Origin of the sequence: Microbacterium sp. JZ31, from assembly GCF_016805985.1 — a bacterium.
Taxonomy (GTDB): domain Bacteria; phylum Actinomycetota; class Actinomycetes; order Actinomycetales; family Microbacteriaceae; genus Microbacterium.
Window position 1 is genome coordinate 2,045,662 of record NZ_CP017661.1, and the last position, 25,042, is coordinate 2,070,703.

Consider the following 25,042-nt stretch of genomic DNA (forward strand, 5'->3'; position numbering starts at 1 on the left):
CGTCTACGCCGCATCAGATCCGGATCCGTGCGGATCTCCGGATCCGTGACCGGACCTGCCACGGTCACGGCATGTGGTCACGTCCGGATCGCGTCGTGGCGATCGCGCCCCGGCGGGGCGGACGGCGCGTCACGCCTGCGGAGATCTGCACCGTTCCGGACGCTCGCGCCGCATCCGGTCCGGATCCGTGCGGATTTCCGGATCCGTGCAGACACCACAGCAACCGGGCATCAGAGCAGCTCCCGCGCACGCCAGGCGGGAGGAGAAGTCACCCCGTCTCGACCCGCTGGTTCCTCCCTCGCACAGCGAAGCGGCGGGCCGCTCCCGAAGGAGCGACCCGCCGCAAACCGAGCGGGACTCAGCGCGTGGCGCCCGCGCGACGCTTGTTGTAGATGTCGAACGCGACCGCGATCAGGAGCACGAGGCCCTTGACGATCGGCTGCAGCGACTGCGGCACGCCCATGAGCGACATGCCGTTCGACATCACGGCCATCACGAGACCGCCGACGAGGGCGCCGGTCACGCGGCCGATGCCGCCCGTGGTCGAGGCGCCGCCGATGAAGCAGGCCGCGATCACGTCGAGCTCGAAGCTGTTGCCCATGTTCGGCTGCGCGCCGTTCGAGCGCGCCGAGAACATCGCGGCGGCGATACCCGTGAGCAGACCCATGTGCACGAACAGCCAGAAGTTCACGCGGGCGACGTTCACGCCGCTGAGCTTCGCGGCGGCGAGGTTGCCGCCGACCGCGTACACGTGGCGACCGAACACTGTGCGGTTGGTGATCAGCTGGTACACCAGCACGAGCACGCCGAGCACGATCAGGATGTACGGGAAGCCGCGGTTGTACGCCAGGGCCCACGCGAACGCCATCACGACGGCGGCGACCGCGACGAGCTTCAGCACGAACAGCGGCATCGACTCGACCTTCTGGTTGTAGCCGATGCGGGCGCGGCGGCTGCGGACCTGCGAGTAGATGAAGCCCCCGACCGCGAGCACGCCGATCAGCAGCGTGAAGAGGTCGACCGTGACGGGCACGGCCTTGAGGCCCTCGCCCTGGCCGACGACGATCTCGCCGAACAGTCCGCGCGAGAAGTCGGTCGCGATCGTCTTGTAGTCGGCGGGGAACGGCGACAGCGAGACGTTCTGCAGCACGACGAGCGTCAGACCGCGGAACAGGAGCATGCCCGCGAGCGTCACGATGAACGCGGGGATGCCGACGTACGCGACCCAGAAGCCGTGCCAGGCGCCGACGAGCACGCCGACGAGCACGGCCGCGAGCAGGCCGACCCACCAGGGCATCCCCTGCCGGATCACGAGCACGGCCGAAACAGCCGACGCGAACGCGAGCACCGAGCCGACCGACAGGTCGATGTGACCGGCGACGATGATCATGATCATGCCGAGCGCCATGATCAGGATGTGCGCGTTCTGCAGCACCAGGTTGGTGACGTTCTCGGGGTTGAGCAGCAGACCGTCGGTCAGGATCGTGAACAGCACCACGATCGCGACGAACGCGATGTAGATGCCGGACGTGCGGAGGTTGCGCGTGAACAGGTCTTTGGTCTCAGCCAGGACATTGCTCATGCCGCGGCCTCCTTCTGGTTCTTCTCGATGGTCATGAGGCTCATCAGGTTCTCCTGCGTGGCCTCCGCGATGGGCAGCTGGCCGGTGATCCGGCCGTACGCGAGCGTGTAGATCCGGTCGCTCATGCCGAGCAGCTCGGGAAGCTCGCTCGAGACGACGATGATCGCCTTGCCCTGTGCCGCGAGCTGGTTGATGATCTCGTAGATCTCGTATTTGGCGCCGACGTCGATGCCGCGGGTCGGCTCGTCGAGGATCAGCACCTCGGGGTCGGAATACAGCCACTTCGACAGGACGACCTTCTGCTGGTTGCCGCCGGAGAGGTTGCCCACGATCTGCATCACGGTCGGGGTCTTGATGTTCATCGCGTTGCGGTAGTCCTCGGAGACCTTGATCTCCTCGTTGCCGTTGACGAACGACGCCCAGTTGGTGAGCTTGTCCAGGGCCGCGGACGTGATGTTCGTCCGGATGTCGGTGATCAGGTTCAGCCCGTAGTGCTTGCGGTCCTCCGACACGTACGCCAGGCCGTTCTCGATCGCCTCGCGCACCGTGCGCGTGCGGATCTCCTTGCCGTGCAGCAGCACGCGACCCGAGATGTCACGGCCGTACGACTGGCCGAACACGCTCATCATGAACTCGGTGCGTCCCGCGCCCATGAGGCCGGCGATCCCGACGATCTCGCCCGCGCGGACCGAGATCGTCGCGTCCTCGACCACGACGCGGTCCGCCTGCGTCGGGTGGTGGACGGTCCAGTTCTCGACGCGGAAGATCTCCTCGCCGATCTGCGGCGTGCGCTCCGGGAAGCGGGAGTCGAGCGAGCGCCCGACCATGCCCCGGATGATCCGATCCTGCGTGGCATCCGGACCGTGCATGTCGATCGTCTCGATCGACTCGCCGTCGCGGATGATCGTCGTCGAGTCGGCGATCGCCTCGATCTCGCCGAGCTTGTGACTGATGATGATGCACGTGATGCCCTGGTCGCGCAGCTCGCGCAGCAGGCCCAGCAGGTGCTCGGAGTCGGTGTCGTTCAGCGCGGCGGTCGGCTCGTCCAGGATCAGCAGCTTGACGTCCTTGGTCATCGCCTTGGCGATCTCGATCAGCTGCTGCTTGCCGACGCCGAGCTCGCCGACGGGGGTCGTCGGGTTCTCGTCCAGTCCGACGCGCGCCATGTAGTCGGCGGCCTCGTGGTTGGCCTGGTTCCAGTCGATCAGCCCGCCGCGCACGCGCTCGTTGCCCAGGAAGATGTTCTCGGCCACCGACAGGTAGGGCACGAGCGCGAGCTCCTGGTGGATGATCACGATGCCCCGGTGCTCGGAGTCGCGGATGCCGGAGAACGACACGGCCGAGCCGTCGAACAGGATCTCGCCGCCGTAGGTGCCGTGCGGGTACACGCCGGACAGCACCTTCATGAGCGTCGACTTGCCGGCGCCGTTCTCGCCGCAGATCGCGTGGATCTCGCCGCGCGCGACGCTCAGGTTCACTCCCTTGAGCACCTTGACGCCCGGGAAGTCCTTGGTGATGCCACGCATCTCGAGGATCGCGTCAGTCATCGTCCGTCCCTTCGGGTGGGTTCGGAGGCGATGCCCGCCGGGCGCGACAGACGTCACGACCCGGCGGGCACCGCCGGAGGGATGGGGTCGGATTACTCCGCGACGCCCGAGGCGACCTCGTCGGCCGTCCAGTAGTCGGAGTCGACGAGCAGCGGCGTGATGTTGTCCTTCACGACGATGTCCGACTCCAGGAGGTACGACGGCACGACCTTCACGCCGTTGTCGTAGGTCTCCTCGTCGTTGGCCTCGGGCTCGCCACCCTCGGCGTACGCCTCGGCGGCCTTGACCGCCTCCGTGGCGAGCTTGCGCGTGTCCTTGAAGATCGTCGCGAACTGCACGCCGTCGTTGATCAGCTTGACCGAGGCGATCTCGGCGTCCTGACCCGAGACCACGGGCAGGCCGTCCTCGATCGTGTCGCCGTAGCCGGCGTTCTGCAGCGCGGTGATGATGCCGCGCGAGATGCCGTCGTACGGCGAGAGCACGCCGTGCAGCGGCTTCGAGCCGCCACCGTAGGTCGAGGTCAGCAGGTCCTCCATGCGCTTCTGGGCGGTGGCGCCGTCCCAGCGAAGCGTGGCGACCTGGTCCATCGACGTCTGGCCGGAGCCGACCGTCAGGCGGCCGTCGTCGATGAACGGCTTCAGGGTGTCCATGGCGCCGTCGAAGAAGAAGCCCGTGTTGTTGTCGTCGGGCGAGCCCGCGAACAGCTCGATGATCTTCTTGTCGGTCAGGTCGGTCTCGTTGCCCTCGGCGTCGAGGTAGCCGAGGCCCTGCAGCAGCGACGTGGCCTGCTGGACGCCGACCTCGTAGTTGTCGAACGTGACGTAGAAGTCGACGTTCTCGGTGCCGTTGATCAGGCGGTCGTACGCGATGACCGGGATGCCCTTCTCGGCGGCGGCCTCGAGCTGGCTGGCAAGCGCGGTGCCGTCGATCGACGCGACGATCAGGATGTCGGCACCCTTCGTGACCATCTGCTCGATCTGCTGCTGCTGGGTCGGGATGTCGTCGTTCGCGAACTGCAGGTCGACCTCGTAGCCGGCCTCCTCGAGCTGCGACTTGACGGCGTCGCCGTCGTTGATCCAGCGCTCCGACGTCTCGGTCGGCATGGCGACGCCGACCGTGAGGTCCTCGGCGGGAGCGGCGCTGCCGCCGTCCCCGGAACCGGCCGATCCGCTCGCGCAGCCCGCGAGACCGATGGCGAGGGCGATTGCGCCCGTGGTGGTGATGAACCGCAGAGCAGTCCGCTTCATTGCTGTGCCTCTCTCTTCCTCGAGAACCGGGTGAGCGCACCCGGCGTGTGAACATGTTAGCGCTCACATACCGAATGTGCACGTTCACACGGACAACCCCGCAGAGCGACGCTCCGAGGGGCCGGACGAGAGGCGGGAGGAGTCGGTCAGTTCGAGTCGGGCGCCTCCCCGAGCGGCAGCCAGACGCGCATGGTCGCGGGGCCGCGGTTGCCCCACGTCCGGTACGGCACGAGGCGCGCGCTGCGCACGATCACCGAATGCTCCGCTGTCTCGGCGTACGGCCACGGGTCGGCGTCCGCGTCGCCTCGCGCGTCGTCGAGCACGGCGAAGTCCGCGAACACGGCATCGCCCTCCGCACGCAGCGAGCCGGGGACGAGCGCCGCGCCGTCGACCGGCGCGCCGAGGTCGATCGACTCGAGGGCAAGCACCTCGGGGCCGCGCTCCACCGCGACGCAGCCGCGCACGGCGTCGATGCGCGGATCGGGACGCACGACGCGCGGTGCGACCGGAAGCGACAGCACGACCTCGTCCCCCGGCCGCCACCTGCGCCGGATGCGGGCGTATCCGGGCCCCGCGGGCTCGCCGTCGAGCGTCGCCTCGTGGGCCCACGCCGGCACGCGCAGCGCGAGCTCGAACTCGCCGCCCTCATCGATGCGCACGCGGACCTCCCCCGACGTCGGATAGTCCGCCGAGACCGTCAGCGCGACGCGCGCACCGGATGCGAGCGTGCACGTCAGCCGCCCCGCGGCGTACTGGTGAAGCTGCACGCCGTCCTCCGAGCGCGTCGCGGCGTACGCGCCGAGCGTCGCGATCGTGCGCGCGATGTTCGTGGGGCAGCACGACACGCTGAACCACGGCGCGCGGAGCGACGTGGACGCGCGCCCCACGGTCGCGCCCGGATCCGCGGGCGCGCCCTCCACGCGCTGATGGAGGGGGTTCGAGTAGAAGAACGCGCGTCCGTCGTCCGCGACCGCGGTCGCCACGACGTTGAACAGCGTCCGCTCGATGAGATCCGCGTATCGCGCCTCACCCGTTGCGAGCAGCAGGCGCCACGCGAACATCACGGACGCGACGCCCGCGCACGTCTCGGAGTACGCGCGGTCGCTCGGCAGCTCCCAGTCGGCGCCGAACGCCTCGTCCTGGTGATGCGCGCCCTGACCGCCGGTGATGTAGGTGCGCCGTGCGATCGTGCGATCCCACTGCCGGCGCAGCGCGGCGAGCAGCTCGGCGTCCTCGCGCTCGACCGCGACGTCCACGGCGGCGGCTGCGAGGTAGTTCGCGCGCACGGCGTGGCCGTGCAGCACCTCCGTCTCACGCACGGGGACGGCGTCCTGGAAGTACTCGCGGCCGAACTCGATCTCGCCGAGCGTGCCGTGCCCCCGGCGCTCCACGAACAGCGCGGCCTGGTCGACGTACCGCTGATCGCCGGTGACGCGGCCGAGCTCCACCAGCCCGAGCTCGATCTCGGGATGCCCGCACACGCCGTTGCGAGCATCCGGCCCGAACTCGCGCACGACGAGGTCGGCCGCGCGCGTCGCGATCTGCAGCAGTCCGTCGTCGGCCTCCGGCCGCGTGCGCGCCCGCGCGACGGCCGCCTGCATGAGGTGCCCGAGGCAGTACAGCTCGTGGCCCCATTCCAGCGCGCTCCAGCGCTCCCCCTGACCCGGACGCCCGAACGCCGTGTCGAGGTAGCCGTCCGCCTCCTGCGCGGCCCCGACCCGGGCGACGGCGGCGCGGAAGGTCCGCTCGAGTGCCTCCGACCCGGTCCTGCCGATCTCCCAGGCGAGCGCCTCGAGGTACTTGTAGACCTCGGAGTCGGCGAACTCGCGCCCGCGGCGCCCTTCCGGCAGGCGACCGCCCGCAGCGAGATCGAAGTTGGGCAGCCACCCCTCGCTCTCGAGACGGTCGCCGACATGGGCGATCGTCGCCGAGCCGTTCACGGCCTGGCGCTGCGCCCAGAGCCCCCCGTCGATCCGGAATTCGTCGAGTCCGAGCGGGGCGAGCGCGCCGTGGCTCGGAACGACGGTGGCGACGGGGGTTGTGGTGTCGATCATGATCATCCTTTGAAGGCGCCGGACATGAATCCGCGCACGTAGTGACGTTGAAGGAGCAGGAACAGGACGATGCACGGCAGGGCGAGCACGACCACGCCGGCCGTCGTCGCGCCGTAGTCGACGACGCCCATCACCTGGCCCCGCATGTTGGCGACCACCAGGGGCACGGTCATCCGGTTGGTGTCGGTGATGAGGATCAGCGGTCCGATGAAGTCGTTCCAGGCGGTGAGGAAGGCGAACAGTCCCACCGTGATCAGCCCCGGCTTCACCATGGGCAGCAGCACGCGCCAGAGCACGCCGAACGTGCCGCAGCCGTCGAGCATCGCGACCTCGTCGAGCTCGCGCGGGACGGACTCGAAGGAGATCCGCATCATGAACATCGAGAAGGGCAGCTGGAACATCGTCAGGACCAGTGCGACACCGACCAGCGAGTTGCCGAGGCCGACGGCGTTGAGGATCACATAGAGCGGGATCAGCATCGTGCCGTACGGGACCATCAGGATCGCGAGCACGCTCAGGAAGAGCAGATCCTTGCCCGGGAAGTCGAAGCGCGCGAACGCGTAGCCGCCGAGGAACGAGATCACGAGCGTCAGCAGCACCGTGAGCAGGGAGACGAACAGCGAGTTGCCCAGGTACACCCAGATGCCGGCCTGGAACTCGGCCAGGGCGGCGTAATTGCCGAACCCCCAACCCTCCGTCTGGCTCGTGCCGGGTCGCGGCGCGACCGATGACACTCCGGCCCACACGAGCGGGTAGAGGAAGACGATCGCGATCGCTCCCGTGAACGCGGCATACGGCATCCCGAGCACCACCCGCCCGACGGGGCGGCGCCGCTTCCTCGGCTGCGTGCGCAGCAGGTGGGTGACGGGTCCGGTCTCGACGGTGAGCGCCATCACTTCTCCTCGTCCGGGCCGCGGAAGGCCCTCAGCTGAAGCGCGTTGATGCCGACCAAGGCGATGAGCACGATGACCGAGAGGGCGGACGCGACGCCGAGGTGGTTCTGCCCCTGGAACGCCGCGCTGTAGATGAGCTGGACGATGGTCACCGTCGAGTTGTCCGGTCCGCCCTTGGTGAGGATGTAGAACTGGTCGAACGCGAGCAGCGAGCCGGTCACGCACAGCACGGTGGTCAGGGCGAGCGTGGGACGCAGGAGCGGGATCGTGATGTGCCAGAAGGACTTCCAGGCGCCCGAGCCGTCGAGGCGCGCCGCCTCGTACACCTCGTCGGGGATGCCCTGCAGACCGACCAGCATCAGCAGCATGTAGAACCCGGCGAAGCGCCACACGATGAGGAACACGGTGGACCACAGGGCTCCGGTGGGTGTGCCCAGGAAGGTGAATCCCCAGTCCCCATGAGATCGGCGAACGGTCCCGCGAACGGCGAGTACAGGACGTAGAACAGCAGCGACGCGGACGCGAGCCCGAGAGCGCTGGGCACGAGGATCGCCGTGCGCAGCAGCCCTTTCCAGCGCGTCGACTCCTGCACGAGCATCGCGAGGCCGAGCGCCGCCGTGAGCAGGATGACCGTGGTGACGAGCGTGTACAGCAGCGTGAAGCCGATCGCGGGCCCGAACTGACGGTGCCCGACGGCGTCGATGAAGTTCTGCGGGAAGTTGAGGCCCGGTTGCCACCCAGCAGAGGCCAGTCGCTCGCGGACATCTGCAGCACGAGCACGAGCGGGACGACGAAGAGGGCGAGCACGAAGACCGCGGTGGGTGACGCGTACAGCCACCCGTGCAGACGCGCGCGTGAGGTTCTGGACATGGTGTCTCCGGGAGCGGTGGGGCGCTCGGACGCGAGCGCCCCACCGGATGAGGGCGTCATCCGCCGAGGATCGCGGTGATCTCGGCGTTGTCGGCCTGGAGCGAGTCGGTGCCCTGGAGGATCCGGTTGCGGATCATGGTCACCCACGGGCTTCCGACGGCGTTGAACGCCTGCTGGAAGTTCATCGCGACCGGCGTGTCACCCTGGGCCGCGACCTCGTTCACGGTCGGCATGAACGGGTCCGCCGACGCGTACTCGTTGTCTCCGAGGTCGCCCCGGGACACCGCGTTGCCGTTCTTGGCCAGCACCTCGACCTGCGCCTCCTCGGACATCATCCAGGACAGGAAGTTCCACGCCTGCGGCGCGAGGTCGGAGTCCTTCGAGATGCCGATGCCGTCGCCGCCGACGAACGTCGAGACGCCGCCGTCGATGCCGGGCAGACCCGAGAGCCCCGCGTCGAATTCGAGACCCGCCGCGAGCGTGGCGGGGAACGGCATCACGCCGACCTTGCCTTCCTGGAAGGCCGCGACCCACGTCGCTCCGGCTTCGTCGACGGTGCTCGGCAGCACGGCGCCGTAGTCGTAGAGCTCCTTCCAGGCGTCGTAGATTTCGGTGGCGGCCGCGCCGTCGAGGAGCGACTCGGTGCCGTCCTCGCTCATGACCTGCTCGCCGGAGGCCCAGATGCTCGGGAACCAGGTGAAGACCAGGCAGCCGCCGCAGTTGAACCCGCTCGCGGTGCCGTACACGCCGTCGAGCTCGAGATCCTGCACGGCCTTCGCGGCCTCGACGAAGTCGTCGTAGGTCTCGGGCGCCTGGTCGGGGTCGAGGCCGGCCTGCTCGAAGAGGTCCTTGTTCCACATCATCATGGACAGGTCGAGCACGAAGGGCAGGACGTGCTCCTTGCCGTCGTACGTGCCGGCGCCCAAGTGGCCCTGGTTGATCTCGTCCTTGTAGTCGAGCCCGTCGATCTGGCTCGAGATGTCGGCGAACAGGCCGGACTGCACCCAGTTCGGGACGTACACGATGTCGGCGGCGAACAGATCCGGCAGACCTCCCGACCCGGCGGCCGCGCCCACCTTCGCCACGTAGTCGTCGTTCGGGACGACCGTCAGCTCGACCTGGTTCTCGTGCGTCGCGTTGTAGGCGTCCACGAGCAGATTCGCCTGCAGTTCGAGCGGGGCGCGCGTCCAGAGCGTGAGCTTGGAGCCGTCGTCGATTCCCTCGGCCGGGATGTCCTCCGGCGCGGAGGCCGCCTGCCCTCCCCGCCCGCGCAGGCCGAGAGGGCGGTGACGGCGGCGAGCGCCACGGCGGTGAGCGCCATCCGGCGCACGGTGTTGGATCTCATGTGCTTCTCCTCAGCTCGTCGTTGAGCCGCGCGCGGTCGGGGCACCGCTGCGTGGTGGGAACAGGAGTTTCGAAATCTCCGAAAGCCCTTTCGGTCACGGTAGCCTGGTCACACGAGCCCGTCAACGGCGAAGATCGATATCGTTTGAGGTTCGAGGAGGAGGGCCGGATGTCGGATCAGAACGCCCGCGCGGCCACGTTGCGCGACGTCGCGCAGCGGGCCGGCGTCTCTCTCGCGACGGCGTCCAAGGCACTCAACGACCGCGGCGACGTGGCGTACGCCACGCGTGAGCGCGTGCGGGCGGCCGCGACCCAGCTCGCCTTCACGCCGAACGTCGTCGCACGCGGGCTGATCGCCGGACGCAGCGGCACCGTGGGCCTGCTCACGAGTGATCTCGAGGGCCGCTTCATGATCCCGATCCTGATGGGAGCGGAGGACGCCTTCGGCGCCGGGCGCATCAACGTCTTCCTGTGCGACGCGCGCGGCGACGCGATCCGCGAGCAGCACCACCTCCAGGCACTGCTGAGCCGCCGCGTCGACGGCATCATCGTCGTGGGCCGCCAGACCGATCCGCGCCCCTCGCTCGGCCAGGAGCTGCCGGTGCCGGTCGTCTACGCGTACGCCCCCTCCGACGATCCGCGGGACCTGTCGCTCACCCCGGACAACGGGGCGGGCGGACGCCTCGCGATCGAGCACCTGCTCTCGCTCGGCCGCACCCGGATCGCGCATGTCACGGGAGACCCGGCATATGCCGCGGCGCAGGATCGCGTGACCGGTGCGCGCGACGCGCTTTCGGCCGCAGGGCTCGAGTTCGTGGGCGAGCCGATGTTCTCCGAGTGGTCCGAGCACTGGGGGCGCGACGCGACGCGGGCTCTGCTGGAGCGCCACCCCGACATCGACGCCGTGTTCGCGGGCAGCGACCAGATCGCCAGGGGTGTCCTCGACGCCGTCCAGGACACCGGGCGGCGCGTGCCGGACGACGTCGCGATCATCGGCTACGACAACTGGGAGACGCTGGCGACGGGTTCCACCCCGGAGATCACGAGCATCGACGCCGGCCTGCAGGACCTCGGCCGGCAGGCCGCGCTGCGCGTGTTCGACGCGATCGACGGCGTGGACATCGGCGCCGGGACGCACCATCTGCCCGTGCGACTCGTCATCCGCGGCTCGACGATCGCGCGGCGCTGATCCCCTCGCGCGGCGCTGATCCCATCGATCCACAGGTCCCGCGCTCCGCGGCGGCCCTCCGCGAAGCGAGGGCCGGCTCAGCGAGTCAGGATGAGCGCGTCGCCCTGTCCCCCGCCGCCGCACAGCGCGACCACGCCCGTGCCGGAGCCGCGACGCGCGAGCTCGTGCGCCATGTGCACGACGAGCCGCGCGCCGGAGGCACCGATCGGGTGGCCGAGGGCGATGCCGCCGCCGTGGAGGTTCACGACGTCGCTCGACAGGCCCAGCTCGGCCTGCGACTGCGCGACCACCGCGCCGAACGCCTCGTTGATCTCGACCAGATCCAGGTCGCCCGGGGCGATCCCCGCCTTCTCGCACGCGCGGCGGATCGCCTGCGCGGGCTGCGCCTGCAGGGAGTTGTCCGGGCCCGCGGTCTGACCCGACGCGCCGACGGTGGCGAGCACGGTCCAGCCGCGCTCCGACGCGTGCGCGCGCGTGGTCAGGACCGTGGCGGACGCGCCGTCGGAGATCTGCGACGCGTTCCCGGCGGTGATCGTGCCGTCCTTCGTGAATGCGGGCCGCAGCCCCGCGAGCGTCTCGACCGTCGTGTCCGGCCGCACTCCCTCATCCTGCGCCACCGTCAGGGGGTCGCCCTTGCGCTGCGGCACCTCGACGGGCACGATCTCGTCGTCGAACACCCCGGACGCCTGCGCGGCCGCCGCGCGCTGGTGCGACAGCGCGGCGACCTCGTCCTGCGTCCGGCGGTCGAGCCCGAACCGGCCGTTGTGGCGTTCAGTGGACTCGCCCATGCTGACGCGGTCGTACGCGTCGACGAGGCCGTCATGGGCCATGTGGTCGAGCACCTCGATCGAGCCGTACCCGTATCCCGCCCGCGAAGCCGGCAGCAGGTGCGGCGCCTGGGTCATCGACTCCATGCCTCCCGCCACGACGGTCGTCGCGTCGCCGAGACGGATCATCCGGCTCGCCTCGATCACGGCCGTGAGACCCGACAGACAGACCTTGTTCACGCCCTGCGCCGGCACGTCCCAGCCGATCCCGGCGCCGATCGCGGCCTGACGTGCGGGGTTCTGCCCCGACCCCGCGGGAAGCACCTGGCCCATGATCACGGCGTCCACGTGCTCGGGAGCCACGCCGCCGCGCTCGAGCGCTCCGCGGATCGCGAGCGCCCCGAGCTGGGGTGCCGAGAACGACGCGAGCTGACCGCGCAGCCGCCCCTGGGGCGTGCGTGCGGCGGCGACGATGACGACATCCGCATCATTCATGCGGCTACCTCCTCCGGTGCAGGTTCCTGTTCCATCTTGCCCTGCCGGGGAAACTCACGGACGCCGTCGGGTTATCGCTGCGCACAGGCTGGTGCGCCCGTACACAGGCTCATCCGTCCGACTGGATCGCTCCCGCCCCGTGGCGCCTGTATCGGGACGACCGTTCCCACGGGCTGCGCACCGCGGAGCACGGTGACGGATCGCGCGGCTACAGGCTGGCGCGCGCACACAGGCTCACCCGCCCGTCCGAGCCACTCCCGCCACATCGAGCCTGTATCCGGACGCCGCCCGCCCGCGCGCAGCACCAGCCCCACACGACCGCAGGGCGGGCCCGGTGAACCGGCGCCCGCCCTTCGAGAGCTGGTGGCTCAGAGGCCCTGAGCCAGGCGGTGGTAGGCGGCGTTCCAGCGAACCTGGTCGGCGAAGCCGCGGCGCGTGGTGGCCTCGTCGATCACGAGCAGCTCGCAGCGCGCGATGTCGGCGAACACCTCGAACGCCTCGACCCCTGCGGCCGTCGACAGCACGGTGTGGTGGGCGCCTCCGGCGGTCAGCCAGGCCTCGGCCGACACCTCGAACGACGGACGGGGCTGCCACACCGCGCGCGCGACCGGCAGGTGCGGCAGCGGCGCGGGCGGGGCCACGACGTCGACGACGTTCGCGGTGAGGCGGAAGCGGTCGTGCATGTCGGCGAGCGACACCACGACGGCGCCCTCGGTCGCGTCGGCGTCGAACACCATGCGCACCGGGTCCTCCTTGCCGCCGATCCCGAGCGGGTGGATCTCCACGCGCGGCTTCGACGTCGTGAGCGACGGGCAGACCTCGAGCATGTGGGCGCCGAGGATCAGCTCGGAGCCGGGCGTGAGGTCGTACGTGTAGTCCTCCATGAGCGACGCGCCGCCGGGCAGGCCCTCGCCCATGACCTTCGCGGCGCGCACGAGCACGGCCGTCTTCCAGTCGCCCTCGGCGCCGAAGCCGTAGCCCTTGCCCATCAGGCGCTGCACGGCGATGCCGGGCAGCTGGCGAAGAGCCCCGAGGTCCTCGAAGTTGGTCGTGAACGCCTTGGCGCCGACCTCGGTGAGGAACGCCTCGAGCGCGAGCTCCTGGCTCGCGGCGTACCGCAGGGACTCGTGCCGCTCGCCGCCCTTGCGCAGCTCGGGGACGACGTCGTACAGCTCCTCGTACTCGGCGACGAGCGCGTCGATGTCGGCCTCGTCGACCTGCTCGATCGCCGCGACGAGCTCATTCACGCCCCACGTGTTGACCGAGACGCCGAAGCGCAGCTCGGCCTCGGTCTTGTCGCCCTCCGTGACGGCGACGTTGCGCATGTTGTCGCCGAAGCGCACGAGCTTCAGCTCGTGGGTCGCGGCCCAGCCGGCGGCGCCGCGGATCCAGGTGCCGACGCGACGCTGCACGGCGGGGTTCGACACGTGGCCGACGACCGTCGTGCGGGCGACGCCCAGCCGAGCGGCGATGTAGGCGTACTCGCGGTCGCCGTGAGCGGCCTGATTCAGGTTCATGAAGTCGAAGTCGATGCTGTCCCACGGCAGCTCGACGTTCGCCTGCGTGTGCAGGTGCAGCAGCGGCTTGCGGAGGGCGTCGAGCCCGCCGATCCACATCTTGGCCGGGCTGAAGGTGTGCATCCACGTGATCACGCCGAGCACGCTGTCGTCCGCGTTGGCGTCGAGCATCGCGCGGCGGATCGACGCGGCATCCTTCAGGACCGGCTTCCACACGATGCGCGCGGGCACGTCGGACGACGCGTCCAGCGCGCGGGCGACCTCCTGCGACTGCTCGGCGACCTGGCGGAGGGTCTCCTCGCCGTAGAGGTCCTGGCTGCCGGTGAAGAACCAGATCTCGCGATCTGCGTAGGGCTTCGTCATCGCTGTGTTCCTTTCAGGCGGCCCGCATCAGCGCTGGCCGTAGACGTTCTGGTAGCGGTCGTAGAGGGAGTCGATCGCCTGCTGCGGGATGGGCAGCGGCTCGCCGAGTTGGCGCGAGATGTGCACGGTGCGGGCGACCTCCTCGAGCAGCACGGCCGCCTTGACGGCCGACTTCGCGTCGCGGCCGATCGTGAACGGGCCGTGGTTCCGCATCAGCACCGCGGCGCTGCGGTGATCGCGCAGCGTCTCGACGATGCCGCGTCCGATCGAGTCGTCGCCGATGATCGCGAACGGCCCCACGGGGATCGGCCCGCCGAACTCGTCGGCCATCATCGTCAGCACGCACGGGATCTCCTCGCCGCGCGCCGCCCAGGCGGTCGCGTACGTCGAGTGGGTGTGCACCACTCCCCCGACGTGCGCCATGTGGCGGTACACGTACGCGTGCGCTGCCGTATCGGACGACGGATTGCGGGTGCCCTCGACGAGGTTGCCGTCCAGATCGCACACGACGATCGCGGCGGCATCCAGCTCGTCGTACGAGACGCCCGACGGCTTGATCACGAACAGGTCGGGGTGCCCGTCCGCGCCCGGGACGCGCTCGGACACGTTGCCGGCGGTCCAGACGACGAGCTCCCAGCGCGGCAGCTCCGCATGCAGCGCGGCGACCCGCTCGCGGGCGGCTTCGACGGCTTCCCGCATCGCGGCGGGGACGGCGGGCTCGGTCACTTCGACTCCCTTCGGTCGCTCAGCGCGACGCTTCGGATCTTCTTCGCAGGATCAGGACTTCGAACGCATCGCTCGGATCAGCGGATGGCGTCGATCGCGGCGCGCTCGGCGACGAGGCCCGCGCTCCAGCGCTCGAGGTACCGGACGTGGTCGTCGACCTCGGCCGCGGTGGGCTCGGCGGTCGTGGTCTCGGCGCCGGCGAAGACCTCGGCCGCGAGCCAGGCCGCGAGGCCGCGCGCGTCTCCCGCGGCGACCGCGTGACGATAGGCCGCGAGCAGCGCCATGCCCCATGCGCCGCCCTCGCCCGCCGTGTCACCCACCACGACGGGTGCGCCGAGCGCGGCCGCGAGCAGACGCTGCGCGACGCCCGCCGTCCGGAACAGGCCGCCGTGCGCGAACATCGCGTCGATCGCGACGTCCTCCTCCGCGAGCGTGCGCATCCCGAGCGCGAGCGTGGCGAACACGGCCCGCAGCTGCGCGCGCATGAAGCCGCCGAGCGTCAGGCGCGACCCTGGCGTGCGGACGAACAGCGGCCGTCCCTCCCGGAGCTCGGCGATCGGCTCGCCGGACAGGTGGTTGTAGGCGAGGAGGCCGTCGTCGGCGCCCTGCTCGAGCGCGCCGGCGAGCAGCGCCGCAAACACCTCGTCGCTCGACGCGGTCGCGCCGAGCGCACCCGCGAACTCGCCGAACAGGTCGGCCCACGCGCCGAGCTCGCTCGCGCCGTTGTTGCAGTGCACCATCGCGACCGGGTCGCCGGCGGGAGTGGTGACCACGTCGATGTCGGCGTGCGCGCGGCTCAGCGCGCGCTCGAGCACGACCATCGCGAAGATGCTGGTGCCGGCGCTGACGTTGCCCGTGCGCGGCGTGACCGCGTTGGTGGCGACCATGCCCGTGCCCGCGTCGCCCTCCGGCGGGCAGAACGGCGCCCCTGCGCGCAGCGCGCCGCTGGGGTCGAGCAGTGCCGCGCCCTCGGCCGTCAGCGAGCCGGCGTCCGCGCCGGCGGGCAGCACGACGGGCAGGAGCTCCGCGAGGTGCAGATGGGAGCCGCCGGCGGCGGCCATCCGCTCGTCCGCTGTCCGGAGCAGGGTCTCGTCGTAACCGCCGGTCGCCGGATCGATCGGGAACATGCCGGAGGCGTCGCCGACGCCGAGCACCCGCTCGCCCGTCAGCTGCTCGTGCACGTAGCCGGCGAGCGTGGTGATGTGAGCCAGGCGCTGCACGTGCGGCTCGCGATCGCGGACCGCCTGCTGCAGGTGCGCGACCGACCAGCGCAGCGGGATGTTGACGCCCAGCGCCTCGGACAGCTCGGCCGCTGCTTCCTCCGTGTTGACGTTGCGCCACGTGCGGAAGGGAACGAGCAGCCCGCCCGACTCGTCCAGCGCGAGGTAGCCGTGCATCATGGCCGAGACGCCGACCGCGCCGAAGGTCGGCGGGCGCGCGCCGTGGCGGGCCTCGACCCCGGCGGCGAGCTCGGCGTAGGCGGCCTGCAGCCCGGCGCGCACGGCGTCGAGCGAGTAGGTCCACAGACCGTCCGCGAGTTCGTTCTCCCACGCGTGCGAACCGGTGGCGAGCACCTTCCCGGCGAGCGGTCCGTCGACGCCGATCAGGCACGCCTTGATGCGCGTCGAACCGAGCTCGATGCCGAGCGCCGTGCGCCCCTGCTCGATCGCCGCCGACTCGGTCGCGTCCGCATGCGCCATCGCACTGCTCCCGTTCCGCCGGGCGTCCTCGCCCGGGCTCTCCTCGATCAGGTCACGGGCCGATCCGGCCCGCTTACGAGTATATGTTAGCGCTCACATATGCCTCGGCTCGCGGTGCGGGTCGGTCATGCACGAGGGGCCGTGCTGTCGCGGACGACGAGCTCGGGCGGAATGACCGCCGCGATCGGCGAGGCATCCTCCCCCGCTGCCAGCAGCGCATGCGTTGCCGCCTCACCCACGGCGGCGAAGGGCTGGCGCACGGTCGTGAGCGCCGGCACCAGGAACTCGCTGCCGTCGATGTCGTCGAAGCCCACGAGCGAGACGTCATCGGGCACGCGCACGCCCGCCTCCCAGAACGCACGCAGCAGGCCCATCGCGAGCGTGTCGTTCGCCGCGATGACAGCGGTCGGGCCGTCGCCGCGGACGATGTCCGCCGCGACACGGTTCCCCACCTCGTGGCCCTCCCGCGCCGACCAGCCGTGAGCCGGCACGATGCGCGGCTCGGCGCCCTGCGCGCGCATGGCAACGACATAGGCGTGGGCGCGCTGATCCGCGTCGTACCAGCCCTCCGGGCCCGCGACGTGGACGATGCGGCGATGACCGAGGTCGATCAGGTGCTGTGTCGCGAGGGCGCCGCCCAGGGCCTGATCGACGTGCACGTAGCGGATGGGCGAGTCGCCCGGGATGTCCGCGCGCGCCGCGACGGCGACGATCGGCACGGGCGGGGCGACGTCGTCGACGAGGCGCATGGCCTGCGCCTGCGGCACCACGGTCACGATGCCGTCGACGCCCTGATCGATGAGCTGATCCAGCGCCGCTCGCACGGTCGACGGATCCAGCGCGAGCAGCGAGCCGATGGAGACGAAGTACCCCTCGGCGCGCGCCGCGGCCTCGATGGCGAACACCGTGCTGGCGGGACCGAAGAACGTCGCGTTCGTGACGAGGATCCCGATCGTGCGTGTGCGCGAGGTCACGAGCGCGCGCGCCGCGCGGTTCGGTCGATAGCCCAGATCCTCGATCGCGGCGAGCACCCGCTCACGCGTGTCCGGGCGCACGTACGCGTGCCCGTTGAGCACGCGGGAGACCGTCTGGTGCGACACGCCGGCGCGCGCGGCGACGTCCGCCATGGAGGGCGGGCGGGAACCGGGCATGGCGCTCCTCGTCGGAGTCGGCCGGGGGACGGCCGTCGGGTGGCGCCGCGACGCGGGAAGTGCGTGCGCGGCGGACCCCCAGAGTATCGGGGCACCCGAAGACGACGCCCCGAGCGTCACTGCGGGTAGGGCGTCTCCCCCTGGGCGAGCATCCCCATCAGCTTGGCGATGCGGTTCGCCCGGCTGGTGGGGCTGGGGGCGGTGTGCACCCGGTGCAGCACGGCGTACCGGTTCTGCGCGTTGAGCTGCGCGAACAGCTCGGACGCCGCGCGAGACGCGGCGAGCGCCGCCGCGAGATCCTCGGGCAGCTCCGCGAACGCGGCCGGCCCGTACGCGCGCTGCCAGCGTCCGTCGGCCTTCGCGCGGTCGATCTCCTGCTGACCGCGCGGGCGCATCCGGCCCTCCTCGATCAGCCGCTCCACGAGGCCGATGTTGCGCTCCGACCACAGCGACGTCTTCCGCCGGGGCGTGAAGTGCTGCCGGAACACGACGGCGTCGACACCCTGCCGGCGTCCGTCGATCCAGCCGCTGCACAGCGCCTCCTCGAGCGCCTCGGCGTACGTCAGCGATGTCGGCACGGTCGTGCCCTTCTTCGCCAGCACGAGCCAGACGCCGTCCGAGTCGCTCTCGTGTGCGTCGAGCCACGCGCGCCACGCGGTGACATCGGCGACGACCAGCTCCTCGGGATCCGCCATGCCGCCATGGTAGGGACGGGCACCGACATGCTCGAGTTAGCCCACGCGCCGGCGACGGGTCAATCGGATGCCCGTCGCCCGCCGGCGGCCGTAGGTTCGGATGACCGCAGCCGACGCGAGAGGAGCCGCACCGTGAGCAGCCGTGAGAGCGACATCGACATCAACTTCCACACCCGCAAGTGGGTCAAGCCGGAGGACCTCAACGCGAACGGCACGCTGTTCGGCGGCAGCCTGCTGCGCTGGATCGACGAGGAGGCGGCCATCTACGCGATCATCCAGCTCGGCAACTACCGCGTCGTCACCAAGTTCATCTCCGAGATCAACTTCGAGGCGTCCGCCCAGCAGGGAGACCTGATCGAGATGGGCCTCAAGGCGACGCACTTCGGTCGCACGTCGCTCACCATGCGCGCCGCGGTGCGCAACATGATCACGCGTCGCACGATCCTGACGATCGACAAGCTCGTGTTCGTCAACCTCGACGAGGACGGCCGCCCGACCCCGCACGGCTACTCGACGATCACCTACCACCGCGACCGGATGCCCACCGAGCACCCGCAGACCGGGACGATCCGGATCGACTGAGCGCGGGGCCGGATCAGCGGGGCACGTCGACGAGCGCGACGTCGCGCAGCGCGGCGCCCTCGACCGTCGCGGTCATCATCGTGCAGACCGGCTGACGGCGCCGATCCGTGGGCGAGCCGGGATTGAGCAGCCGCATGCCGCTCGGCGACACGGTGTCCCACGGGATGTGGCTGTGCCCGAACACCAGCACATCCGGTCGGCCCTCCCCCGCGAACGCGGCATCCATGCGGCGCTCCCGCCCCGTCGCGGCGCCCGTCTCGTGCACCACCGCGACGCGCAGGTCCTCGATCGCTGCGGTCGCGACCTCCGGCAGCCGCGCACGCAGCGCGGCTCCGTCGTTGTTGCCGTAGACCCCGATGAGCCGGGTCGCCCGCGCCTCGAGCGCGTCGAGTGTGGCCTCGTCCACCCAGTCGCCCGCATGCACCACGACGTCGGCGGCGTCCACCGCGCGCCAGACGGCGTCGGACAGGCGCCGCGCCCGCAGCGGCACGTGCGTGTCGGAGATGAGCAGCAGACGCGTCGTCATGCGGACATCCTCGCGCATCCGCCGCCCGTGCCCCCGGCACCGGGCGACCCGCTCGAAAGGGGCTTGCGCCCGCGCCCGGGACTCCGCCTAGCGTGGCAGAGACACCATCCGGTCGACGAAGGGAGCCGGCGTGAAGCGGGTGACTCTCGAGTCGAGCGTGATCGCGGAGGTCGGCTACGACGCGAAGATCGCCGTCCTGGAGATCGTGTTCACGACCGGCGAGCTCTACCGCTACTTCGCCGTGCCGCCGTCGGTGCATCGCGCGCTCGTCGGGGCGCGCAGCGCGGGCGAGTTCTTCAGCCGGCGGATCCGCGACGTGTACCCGTTCGAGCACGTCGGGCCGGCCTGACCGCGCGTCGGAGCGCGATCCCCTCCTCGCGGGTCCGACGGCTCCGCCGCGGAGCGTCAGGCGCGGCGCAGCTGCGTGGCGGCCGGGCAGTCGAACGGATCGCGCGCCGCGAGGCCGACGCGGTTGAGGTATTCGATCACGATGCCGTAGGAGCGCCACAGCGTGGTCTCGGTGTACGGCACGCCGTGGCTGCGGCAGAAGTCGCGCACGATCTCGCGGGCCTGGGCGAGGTGCGGGCGCGGCATGTTCGGGAACAGGTGGTGCTCGACCTGGTAGTTCAGGCCTCCCATCAGCCACGTCGCCCACCAGCCGCCCGAGATGTTGCGGGACGTGCGCACCTGCTTGGAGAAGAAGTCGAGCTTGGCGTCGGGCGCGATCACGGGCATGCCCTTGTGGTTCGGCGCGAACGACGCGCCCATGTACACGCCGAACACCGCGAGCTGCACGCCCATGAACGCGAACGCCATGCCGAGCGGCAGCAGCAGGAACACGGGCACGATCACGACGGCGAGGCGCAGCGTGACGAGTCCGAGCTCCAGCCACCGGCCCTTGACCGGTCCGCGCTGCAGCAGGTGCCGGATGCCCTGCCAGTGCAGGTTGAGGCCCTCGAGCGTGAGCAGCGGGAAGAACAGCCAGCCCTGCTTGCGCGTGATCAGTCGGCGCAGCCCGCGCGCCTGCGCGGCGTCGGCGTCGAGGAAGGAGATCGTGTCGACCTCGATGTCCGGGTCCTTGCCCACGCGGTTCGGATTGCCGTGATGACGCGTGTGCTTGCTGTCCCACCAGGCGTAGCTGATGCCGACGACGCCCGAGGCGAGGATCCGCGCGAGGCGCGCGTTCGCCGGACCGCTGGAGAGGATCTGCCGGTGCGCCGCCTCGTGGGCGAGGAAGGCGACCTGGGTCATCACGATGCCGAGTGCGCCCGCCATGAGCAGCTGGGACCAGCTGTCGCCGAGCAGGATGAAGCCGGTCACGATGCCGCCCAGCGCGAGGGCCAGGACGGTGCCGACGAGGGCGTAGAACCAGCCCGTGCGGCGCAGCAGGCCGGTCTCCTTCACGACCTGCGACACCTGCGTGTACGCCTTCGCGAGGGGCGGGAACTCCGCCGTGCCGGAATAGGTCTGGCGGATGGGGCCGAGCTGTGCGGGACGGATGTCCGTGCGCGTGGAGGAGATGTCGGGTACCTCAGTCGGTCGAGCGGCCGATGGCCTGGGGAAGCCAAAGGCGGGTCGCCGATCGCTGTGCGCAACGCTACACGGGGCCTCATGCGGCGGCGGGTATACGGAGCGGATCCACCAGGGAGACTCAGGCGGCGGTCAGTTGCGGCCTCACTCGGCGTCGATCAGCTCCAGCAGCTCCTTCGCCGCCTTGGCGATCTCGTCGTGGTCGTACTGGGCCGCGCGGGACTCCATGGAGATCACCGCGCAGCGGTGCACCTTGTCGTAGTCGCCGAACGGGAACTCGTACCGCGCCTTCGTCTCCTCGTTGGCGTCGGTGTCGATGCCGAGGTGCCAGTCGGCGTACTCGTCCCAGCCGTGCTCCTCCCGCCAGGCGGTCTCCTTCTTGGCCGCGAGGGCGTGCTCGCTCCAGTCGTCGCGCTCGTCGCGCACGACCCGGCCGTCCTTCACGAGCTTCTTCGCGTGGCGCAGCGCCTTGTCGTTCAGCTTCACCGTCATGAGTCCTCCTCGTGTCGTGTCGCCGACCGGTCTACGCGAACGGACGTCCGCCCGCAGCGGCCTTGACGGACGAGCGGGATTTGAGCATCCTCCGCGCCGCGCTCAAGCCTCCGTGAGGTGCCCCAGGTTGCGCACCATGCGCCAGCGGTTCCCCGCGGGCGTGCGCGACCACTCGAGCTCGTCGAGCGCCGCCTGGGCGAGCAGAAGGCCGCGCCCGCCCTCGGCGTCCTCGCTGGGCATCTCGCCCTGCAGGTGCGGCTCGAACTCGTGCCCCGAGTCGACGAGCTCGGCGACGATCGCGTCGTCCGTCACGCGCACCTCGAACTGCCAGCGCACCTCGCCGGCCGGCCTGCCGTGCTCGACCACGTTGTTGGCGATCTCGATCACGGCCGTCTCGAAGAGCATGAGGTCCATGGGATCGAGACCATCGTGGTCGGCCCCCACGCGCTCCAGCAGCTGGTGCACGTGGTCGAGCTCGCCCGGCACCGCGAAGCCGGCGAGCGAATAGGTCTTGCCCTCACCACCCACGCGAGGCCTCCTCGACCGTGCCGAACGGGGACAGGATGCGGTCGAGGTTCGTCAGCTTCAGGACCGCCTTCACCTGTTCGCCCGGGCCGGCGATCCGCACGTCGCCCCCGGCCTGGCGCGCGGCCTTGAGCCCGCCGATCAGCGCGCCGAGACCCGACGAGTCGACGAAGCCGACCTCGGCGAGGTCCACGACGATCCGTGAACGCCCCTGGCGCACCAGCTCGTCGATGCGCGCCTTGAGCGGCGGGGCGGCGACGAGGTTGAGCTTCCCCTGGGGTGACAGCACCGTGTAGCTGTCCGCGGTCGTCTCCTCGAACTCCATCAGATCTCCTGCTCGTTGCGGTCGTGCGCGTCTCGTGATGCGTCGACATCACGTGCGCCGACCTCTCGCGGCGCCGCGGAGATCACGATCGACACGTGGGCTCCTGGACGACCCGGACGTTGCCACCATAGCGAGGTGCACCCGTCCTGCCTCGCCGGCGGGTCGACAGGCCGGGTGCCTCAGCCGAGCGGCGCGCGGACCGGGTAGTCCTGGCCATCGAGGATCACCTGCGCGGCCGCGCCCGTGGCGGTGTTGATGACGACGGGTGCGAGCAGGTTGACGTGGACGCCGTCTGTGCCGGGATTGGCGACGACCAGCAGCAGGGCGTCATCCGGCTCGGCGAGCGCAAGCTGCGCGGCCTGCTCGTCCGTGAGCTCGGGCGCATAGTCCGCGAGCACCGTGCGCGGGTCGACGAGGAACAGCCGCAGGCCGGCGTCCTCGCGTGCGGCGAGGGCGAACAGCCCCTCGGCGCCGTCGACGGGCGACAACTCGAAGTCGGTGTGCGGGGCGAGACCGGGCGGCGGGGCGACGAAGGCGAGGGCCGCGCTCACGACAGGAAGTCCATGAGGGTCGGCTGCAGCACGCGGCTCGTCACCTGCAGGGCGGAGCGGTACACGAGCTCCTGAGCCTGCAGCTGCACGAGCACCTCGACGGAGTCGACGTCCTCGACCGCCGCACGACGGGTCTCGAGCGAGACGGACGTGTCCACGGCGACCTCCTTCGCGCGCTCGATCTGCGCCTGACGGGCGCCGACCGCGCCCTGGGCACTGAGCATAGCGCTGAGGCGCTCGTCGATCCCCTCCACGTGCGAGCCCACGTTCGTGCCCGCGCGCAGGTCGGCGACGATGTCGTCGATCAGGGCGAAGACCGACTCGTCACCCTCTCCGAACACCGCGGCGCCATCCGCGTCGACGCGCACCGTCACGCCGTCGGACAGCCGCCGCTCGACCGATGAGCCGGGCGTGCCGCTGAACTCGTAGCCGCCCGCCCCGTCGGGACGGAACGCGTAGCCGGCGTCGGAGGTGGCGGCGAACACCGATCGCCCCAGCAGACTCGTGTTGGCCTTGCTGAGCAGCTCCTCGCGGATGCCCTCCAGCTCGACCGCGATCGCCTCCTTCGCCGTGGCGTCGAGGGCTCCGTCGTTCGCGCCCTGCAGCGTGAGCGCACGCACGCGCTGCAGCAGCGACGTGCTGTCGCCGATCGCAGCGTCGACGGTGCTGACCCAGGCGAGGCCGTCGTCGATGTTGCGCGCGTACTGCGCGTTGCGCGTCTGCTCGGCATGCAGGCCGAGGGTCTGCGCCGCCGCCGACGGGTTGTCCGACGGTGCGAGGAACGCGCGCTGCGACGTCGCCTGCTCCTGCAGGCGCGCGAGCTCGGTGAGGTTGGTCTGGAGATGACGCAGCGACGCCTGCGTCATTGTCTGCGCGGTGACGCGGGAGATCATGCGGATCCCTTCTTTCGAGAGGCGGACGGTTCCGGGTGGGGCATCAGCGGCCCACGACCCCGGTGCGGTTGATGAGGACGTCCAGCGCCTCGTCCACGGCGGTCAGGACGCGCGCGGCGGCCTGGTACGCGGTCTGGTACGTGAGGAGGTTGATCGTCTCCTCGTCGCCGTCCACGCCGGCGACCGACTGCTGGGCGGCGACGCTGGTCACAGCGGCGACCTCCGCGACGTTCGCGCGCTGCGTGTCGCCCGAGGCTGCGACGCCGAAGGACGTGACGAAATCGGCCCAGACCGTGTCGGGCGATCCGGCCCCCTCGCCGATCTGCGAGATCGCATCGGCGTTCGATGCGTCGTACGCGCCCGCTCCCAGGGCGGCGAGCGCGAGCTCCCGCCCGTTGGTCGGCACGACCCCCAGGCCGAGCGCGGCCGGGCCGTCGGGCGCGAGCGAGAAGAAGTCGCCGCCCGGCTGTCCGTCGGCGGTGACGCCGGCACGGTGCTGCGCGTTGACGCGCTCCGCCAGCTCGGTCGCGACGCTGTTGTAGGTCTCGGCGAGCCGCGCGAGCGTCCCGCCCTCGTCCGCCGGGGCGAGCACCGACAGCGTGCCGCCCAGTTCACCGCCGGGCGAGGTGAGCGGCACGTCGGGACGGTGCGCCCACGCGACGGTGACCGGCCGCCCTTCGGCGATGTCCGTCGGACCGCTTGCGACGAGGTGGCGCGCCTCGGTGCCCGAGACCAGGGCGTTCCCGTCCACGCGCACGGTCATCGTGCCGTCGGTCTCCACGGTCGCCTGCGCGCCCGCGCTCCGCGCGAGCCGCTCGACGAGCACCCCGCGCCGGTCGATCAGCTCGTTGGCGGAGCGTCCCGACGCCAGGGCGTCGCGGATCTCGCGGTTCAGCGCGGCGACCTGGTCGGCGGCGGTGTTGATCTCGGTCACCGTGCGGTCGACGCCCGTCCGCAGATCGCTCCATTGACCGCTCGCCGCCTGATAGCCGGCCGCCAGCCGGCCCGCGAGCACCTCGGCGCTGTTGAGCACGACCGCGGCGGCGGCCTCCTCATCGGGGGTGTTGGACAGGTCCTGCCACCCCGCCCAGAACTGCGACATCGCGTGCGCGAGGCCGGCCTTGGTGGGCTCGGCCATCGCGGCCTCCGCCGTGCGCGCCGCTTCGGCCCGGACTGTCCAGAAGCCGGATGCGCCGAGCGCGTCTCGCACGCGGGCGTCGAGCACCGCGTCGCCGAGCCTCGTGATGCCGTCGACGCTGACGCCCTGGCCCGGCACGACGCCCATGCTGAATCGGCCCGCCTGGGCCACGGCCGCGACGGCGGAGGTCTCGAGACGCTGCCGGGTGTAGCCGGCCGTGGTCTGGTTGGCGATGTTCTGCCCCGTCACGTCGATGCCGCGGCGGGCCGCGGCGAGCGCGGAGGCCGCGGTGTTCAGTCCAGTGAAAGTCGACATGTCTCTCCGTGGGGTTCAGCGGGGT

General features: G+C 70.8%; 25 protein-coding genes. 4 read left to right on the forward strand and 21 right to left on the reverse strand.

The window, feature by feature from the left end; genetic code table 11:
- Nucleotides 1-358: 358 nt before the first annotated feature.
- From mmsB to BJP60_RS15285, 6 genes are all read right to left on the reverse strand, one after another.
- Nucleotides 359-1,582 (reverse strand): multiple monosaccharide ABC transporter permease, encoded by a 1,224-nt coding sequence (mmsB, locus tag BJP60_RS09805; protein ID WP_203135588.1) that lies wholly within the window; start codon nucleotides 1,580-1,582, stop codon nucleotides 359-361.
- A complete protein-coding gene (gene mmsA, locus BJP60_RS09810; protein WP_203135589.1) occupies nucleotides 1,579-3,129 on the reverse strand; it encodes a multiple monosaccharide ABC transporter ATP-binding protein in 1,551 nt (516 codons plus the stop codon). Before mmsA ends, mmsB begins: the two co-directional genes overlap by 4 nt.
- A gap of 92 nt (nucleotides 3,130-3,221) precedes the next feature.
- Nucleotides 3,222-4,376 (reverse strand): multiple monosaccharide ABC transporter substrate-binding protein, encoded by a 1,155-nt coding sequence (gene chvE / locus BJP60_RS09815; protein ID WP_203135590.1) that lies wholly within the window; start codon nucleotides 4,374-4,376, stop codon nucleotides 3,222-3,224.
- Between the two features lie 146 nt (nucleotides 4,377-4,522).
- Entirely contained in the window at nucleotides 4,523-6,430 is a 1,908-nt protein-coding gene (locus BJP60_RS09820) for a glycoside hydrolase family 127 protein (protein ID WP_203135591.1), read from the reverse strand.
- Between the two features lie 2 nt (nucleotides 6,431-6,432).
- On the reverse strand, nucleotides 6,433-7,323 hold the full coding sequence (locus tag BJP60_RS09825; RefSeq protein WP_203135592.1) for a carbohydrate ABC transporter permease: 891 nt from the start codon (nucleotides 7,321-7,323) through the stop codon (nucleotides 6,433-6,435).
- On the reverse strand, nucleotides 7,323-7,727 hold the full coding sequence (locus tag BJP60_RS15285) for a carbohydrate ABC transporter permease (RefSeq protein ID WP_238439375.1): 405 nt from the start codon (nucleotides 7,725-7,727) through the stop codon (nucleotides 7,323-7,325). The genes BJP60_RS09825 and BJP60_RS15285 overlap by 1 nt, the downstream gene beginning before the upstream one ends.
- A 150-nt stretch (nucleotides 7,728-7,877) precedes the next feature.
- On the opposite strand from BJP60_RS15285, the gene BJP60_RS15410 reads away from it, so the two are divergent.
- Entirely contained in the window at nucleotides 7,878-8,006 is a 129-nt protein-coding gene (locus BJP60_RS15410) for a hypothetical protein (RefSeq protein ID WP_257793726.1), read from the forward strand.
- A gap of 243 nt (nucleotides 8,007-8,249) precedes the next feature.
- Here the strand turns inward: BJP60_RS15410 and BJP60_RS09835 are convergent, their stop codons facing one another.
- Complete coding sequence (locus tag BJP60_RS09835; RefSeq protein ID WP_238439376.1) at nucleotides 8,250-9,344, reverse strand: ABC transporter substrate-binding protein; 1,095 nt, start codon at nucleotides 9,342-9,344, stop codon at nucleotides 8,250-8,252.
- A 362-nt stretch (nucleotides 9,345-9,706) separates the two neighbouring features.
- Here BJP60_RS09835 and BJP60_RS09840 point away from each other — a divergent pair, with 362 nt between their 5' ends.
- A complete protein-coding gene (locus tag BJP60_RS09840) occupies nucleotides 9,707-10,726 on the forward strand; it encodes a LacI family DNA-binding transcriptional regulator (RefSeq protein ID WP_203135593.1) in 1,020 nt (339 codons plus the stop codon).
- 77 nt (nucleotides 10,727-10,803) lie between these two features.
- Here BJP60_RS09840 and BJP60_RS09845 read toward each other — a convergent pair whose 3' ends face one another.
- From BJP60_RS09845 to BJP60_RS09870, 6 genes are all read right to left on the reverse strand, one after another.
- Nucleotides 10,804-11,988 carry an acetyl-CoA C-acetyltransferase gene (locus tag BJP60_RS09845; RefSeq protein WP_203135594.1) on the reverse strand — a complete coding sequence of 395 codons (1,185 nt, stop codon included), beginning with the start codon at nucleotides 11,986-11,988 and terminating at the stop codon, nucleotides 10,804-10,806.
- Between the two features lie 368 nt (nucleotides 11,989-12,356).
- Nucleotides 12,357-13,868, reverse strand: a complete 1,512-nt coding sequence (gene araA / locus BJP60_RS09850) for an L-arabinose isomerase (protein WP_203135595.1) — start codon at nucleotides 13,866-13,868, stop codon at nucleotides 12,357-12,359.
- Between the two features lie 27 nt (nucleotides 13,869-13,895).
- Entirely contained in the window at nucleotides 13,896-14,567 is a 672-nt protein-coding gene (locus BJP60_RS09855) for an L-ribulose-5-phosphate 4-epimerase (RefSeq protein ID WP_203139206.1), read from the reverse strand.
- 104 nt (nucleotides 14,568-14,671) lie between these two features.
- Nucleotides 14,672-16,294: an FGGY-family carbohydrate kinase gene (locus BJP60_RS09860; protein ID WP_203135596.1), complete on the reverse strand. Its 1,623-nt coding sequence runs from the start codon at nucleotides 16,292-16,294 to the stop codon at nucleotides 14,672-14,674.
- Between the two features lie 125 nt (nucleotides 16,295-16,419).
- A complete protein-coding gene (locus BJP60_RS09865; RefSeq protein WP_238439377.1) occupies nucleotides 16,420-17,445 on the reverse strand; it encodes a LacI family DNA-binding transcriptional regulator in 1,026 nt (341 codons plus the stop codon).
- Between the two features lie 116 nt (nucleotides 17,446-17,561).
- Nucleotides 17,562-18,140, reverse strand: a complete 579-nt coding sequence (locus BJP60_RS09870; protein ID WP_203135597.1) for a YdeI/OmpD-associated family protein — start codon at nucleotides 18,138-18,140, stop codon at nucleotides 17,562-17,564.
- A gap of 132 nt (nucleotides 18,141-18,272) precedes the next feature.
- Between BJP60_RS09870 and BJP60_RS09875 the strand changes: the two genes are divergently transcribed.
- Nucleotides 18,273-18,722 (forward strand): acyl-CoA thioesterase, encoded by a 450-nt coding sequence (locus BJP60_RS09875; RefSeq protein ID WP_238439378.1) that lies wholly within the window; start codon nucleotides 18,273-18,275, stop codon nucleotides 18,720-18,722.
- Nucleotides 18,723-18,735: 13 nt separating this feature from the next.
- On the opposite strand, the gene BJP60_RS09880 is transcribed toward BJP60_RS09875, so the two are convergent.
- On the reverse strand, nucleotides 18,736-19,248 hold the full coding sequence (locus BJP60_RS09880) for a metallophosphoesterase family protein (RefSeq protein ID WP_203135599.1): 513 nt from the start codon (nucleotides 19,246-19,248) through the stop codon (nucleotides 18,736-18,738).
- A gap of 130 nt (nucleotides 19,249-19,378) precedes the next feature.
- On the opposite strand from BJP60_RS09880, the gene BJP60_RS09885 reads away from it, so the two are divergent.
- Nucleotides 19,379-19,597 carry a KTSC domain-containing protein gene (locus BJP60_RS09885; protein WP_203135600.1) on the forward strand — a complete coding sequence of 73 codons (219 nt, stop codon included), beginning with the start codon at nucleotides 19,379-19,381 and terminating at the stop codon, nucleotides 19,595-19,597.
- Between the two features lie 56 nt (nucleotides 19,598-19,653).
- Here the strand turns inward: BJP60_RS09885 and BJP60_RS09890 are convergent, their stop codons facing one another.
- From BJP60_RS09890 to flgK, 7 genes are all read right to left on the reverse strand, one after another.
- The gene (locus BJP60_RS09890; RefSeq protein ID WP_442923423.1) at nucleotides 19,654-20,748 is read right to left on the reverse strand and encodes a fatty acid desaturase family protein; all 1,095 of its coding nucleotides are present in this window, start codon (nucleotides 20,746-20,748) and stop codon (nucleotides 19,654-19,656) included.
- Between the two features lie 174 nt (nucleotides 20,749-20,922).
- Entirely contained in the window at nucleotides 20,923-21,270 is a 348-nt protein-coding gene (locus tag BJP60_RS09895) for a hypothetical protein (RefSeq protein WP_203135601.1), read from the reverse strand.
- Nucleotides 21,271-21,372: 102 nt separating this feature from the next.
- The gene (locus BJP60_RS09900; RefSeq protein ID WP_203135602.1) at nucleotides 21,373-21,798 is read right to left on the reverse strand and encodes an ATP-binding protein; all 426 of its coding nucleotides are present in this window, start codon (nucleotides 21,796-21,798) and stop codon (nucleotides 21,373-21,375) included.
- Entirely contained in the window at nucleotides 21,788-22,120 is a 333-nt protein-coding gene (locus tag BJP60_RS09905; protein ID WP_203135603.1) for an STAS domain-containing protein, read from the reverse strand. The genes BJP60_RS09900 and BJP60_RS09905 overlap by 11 nt, the downstream gene beginning before the upstream one ends.
- 179 nt (nucleotides 22,121-22,299) lie before the next feature.
- Complete coding sequence (locus BJP60_RS09910; protein WP_203135604.1) at nucleotides 22,300-22,671, reverse strand: flagellar assembly protein FliW; 372 nt, start codon at nucleotides 22,669-22,671, stop codon at nucleotides 22,300-22,302.
- On the reverse strand, nucleotides 22,668-23,564 hold the full coding sequence (gene flgL, locus BJP60_RS09915) for a flagellar hook-associated protein FlgL (protein WP_203135605.1): 897 nt from the start codon (nucleotides 23,562-23,564) through the stop codon (nucleotides 22,668-22,670). Before flgL ends, BJP60_RS09910 begins: the two co-directional genes overlap by 4 nt.
- Nucleotides 23,565-23,607: 43 nt before the next feature.
- On the reverse strand, nucleotides 23,608-25,017 hold the full coding sequence (gene flgK / locus BJP60_RS09920) for a flagellar hook-associated protein FlgK (RefSeq protein WP_203135606.1): 1,410 nt from the start codon (nucleotides 25,015-25,017) through the stop codon (nucleotides 23,608-23,610).
- Between the last annotated feature and the right edge of the window lie 25 nt (nucleotides 25,018-25,042).

Bases quoted from the DNA above. Each gene is read 5' to 3' on its own strand.
- mmsB (WP_203135588.1), bottom strand. From the start codon at position 1,582: ATGAGCAATGTCCTGGCTGAGACCAAAGACCTGTTCACGCGCAACCTC.
- mmsA (WP_203135589.1), bottom strand. From the start codon at position 3,129: ATGACTGACGCGATCCTCGAGATGCGTGGCATCACCAAGGACTTCCCG.
- chvE (WP_203135590.1), bottom strand. From the start codon at position 4,376: ATGAAGCGGACTGCTCTGCGGTTCATCACCACCACGGGCGCAATCGCC.
- BJP60_RS09820 (WP_203135591.1), bottom strand. From the start codon at position 6,430: ATGATCGACACCACAACCCCCGTCGCCACCGTCGTTCCGAGCCACGGC.
- BJP60_RS09825 (WP_203135592.1), bottom strand. From the start codon at position 7,323: ATGGCGCTCACCGTCGAGACCGGACCCGTCACCCACCTGCTGCGCACG.
- BJP60_RS09840 (WP_203135593.1), top strand. From the start codon at position 9,707: ATGTCGGATCAGAACGCCCGCGCGGCCACGTTGCGCGACGTCGCGCAG.
- BJP60_RS09845 (WP_203135594.1), bottom strand. From the start codon at position 11,988: ATGAATGATGCGGATGTCGTCATCGTCGCCGCCGCACGCACGCCCCAG.
- araA (WP_203135595.1), bottom strand. From the start codon at position 13,868: ATGACGAAGCCCTACGCAGATCGCGAGATCTGGTTCTTCACCGGCAGC.
- BJP60_RS09855 (WP_203139206.1), bottom strand. From the start codon at position 14,567: ATGCGGGAAGCCGTCGAAGCCGCCCGCGAGCGGGTCGCCGCGCTGCAT.
- BJP60_RS09860 (WP_203135596.1), bottom strand. From the start codon at position 16,294: ATGGCGCATGCGGACGCGACCGAGTCGGCGGCGATCGAGCAGGGGCGC.
- BJP60_RS09865 (WP_238439377.1), bottom strand. From the start codon at position 17,445: ATGCCCGGTTCCCGCCCGCCCTCCATGGCGGACGTCGCCGCGCGCGCC.
- BJP60_RS09870 (WP_203135597.1), bottom strand. From the start codon at position 18,140: ATGGCGGATCCCGAGGAGCTGGTCGTCGCCGATGTCACCGCGTGGCGC.
- BJP60_RS09880 (WP_203135599.1), bottom strand. From the start codon at position 19,248: ATGACGACGCGTCTGCTGCTCATCTCCGACACGCACGTGCCGCTGCGG.
- BJP60_RS09895 (WP_203135601.1), bottom strand. From the start codon at position 21,270: ATGACGGTGAAGCTGAACGACAAGGCGCTGCGCCACGCGAAGAAGCTC.
- BJP60_RS09905 (WP_203135603.1), bottom strand. From the start codon at position 22,120: ATGGAGTTCGAGGAGACGACCGCGGACAGCTACACGGTGCTGTCACCC.
- flgL (WP_203135605.1), bottom strand. From the start codon at position 23,564: ATGATCTCCCGCGTCACCGCGCAGACAATGACGCAGGCGTCGCTGCGT.
- flgK (WP_203135606.1), bottom strand. From the start codon at position 25,017: ATGTCGACTTTCACTGGACTGAACACCGCGGCCTCCGCGCTCGCCGCG.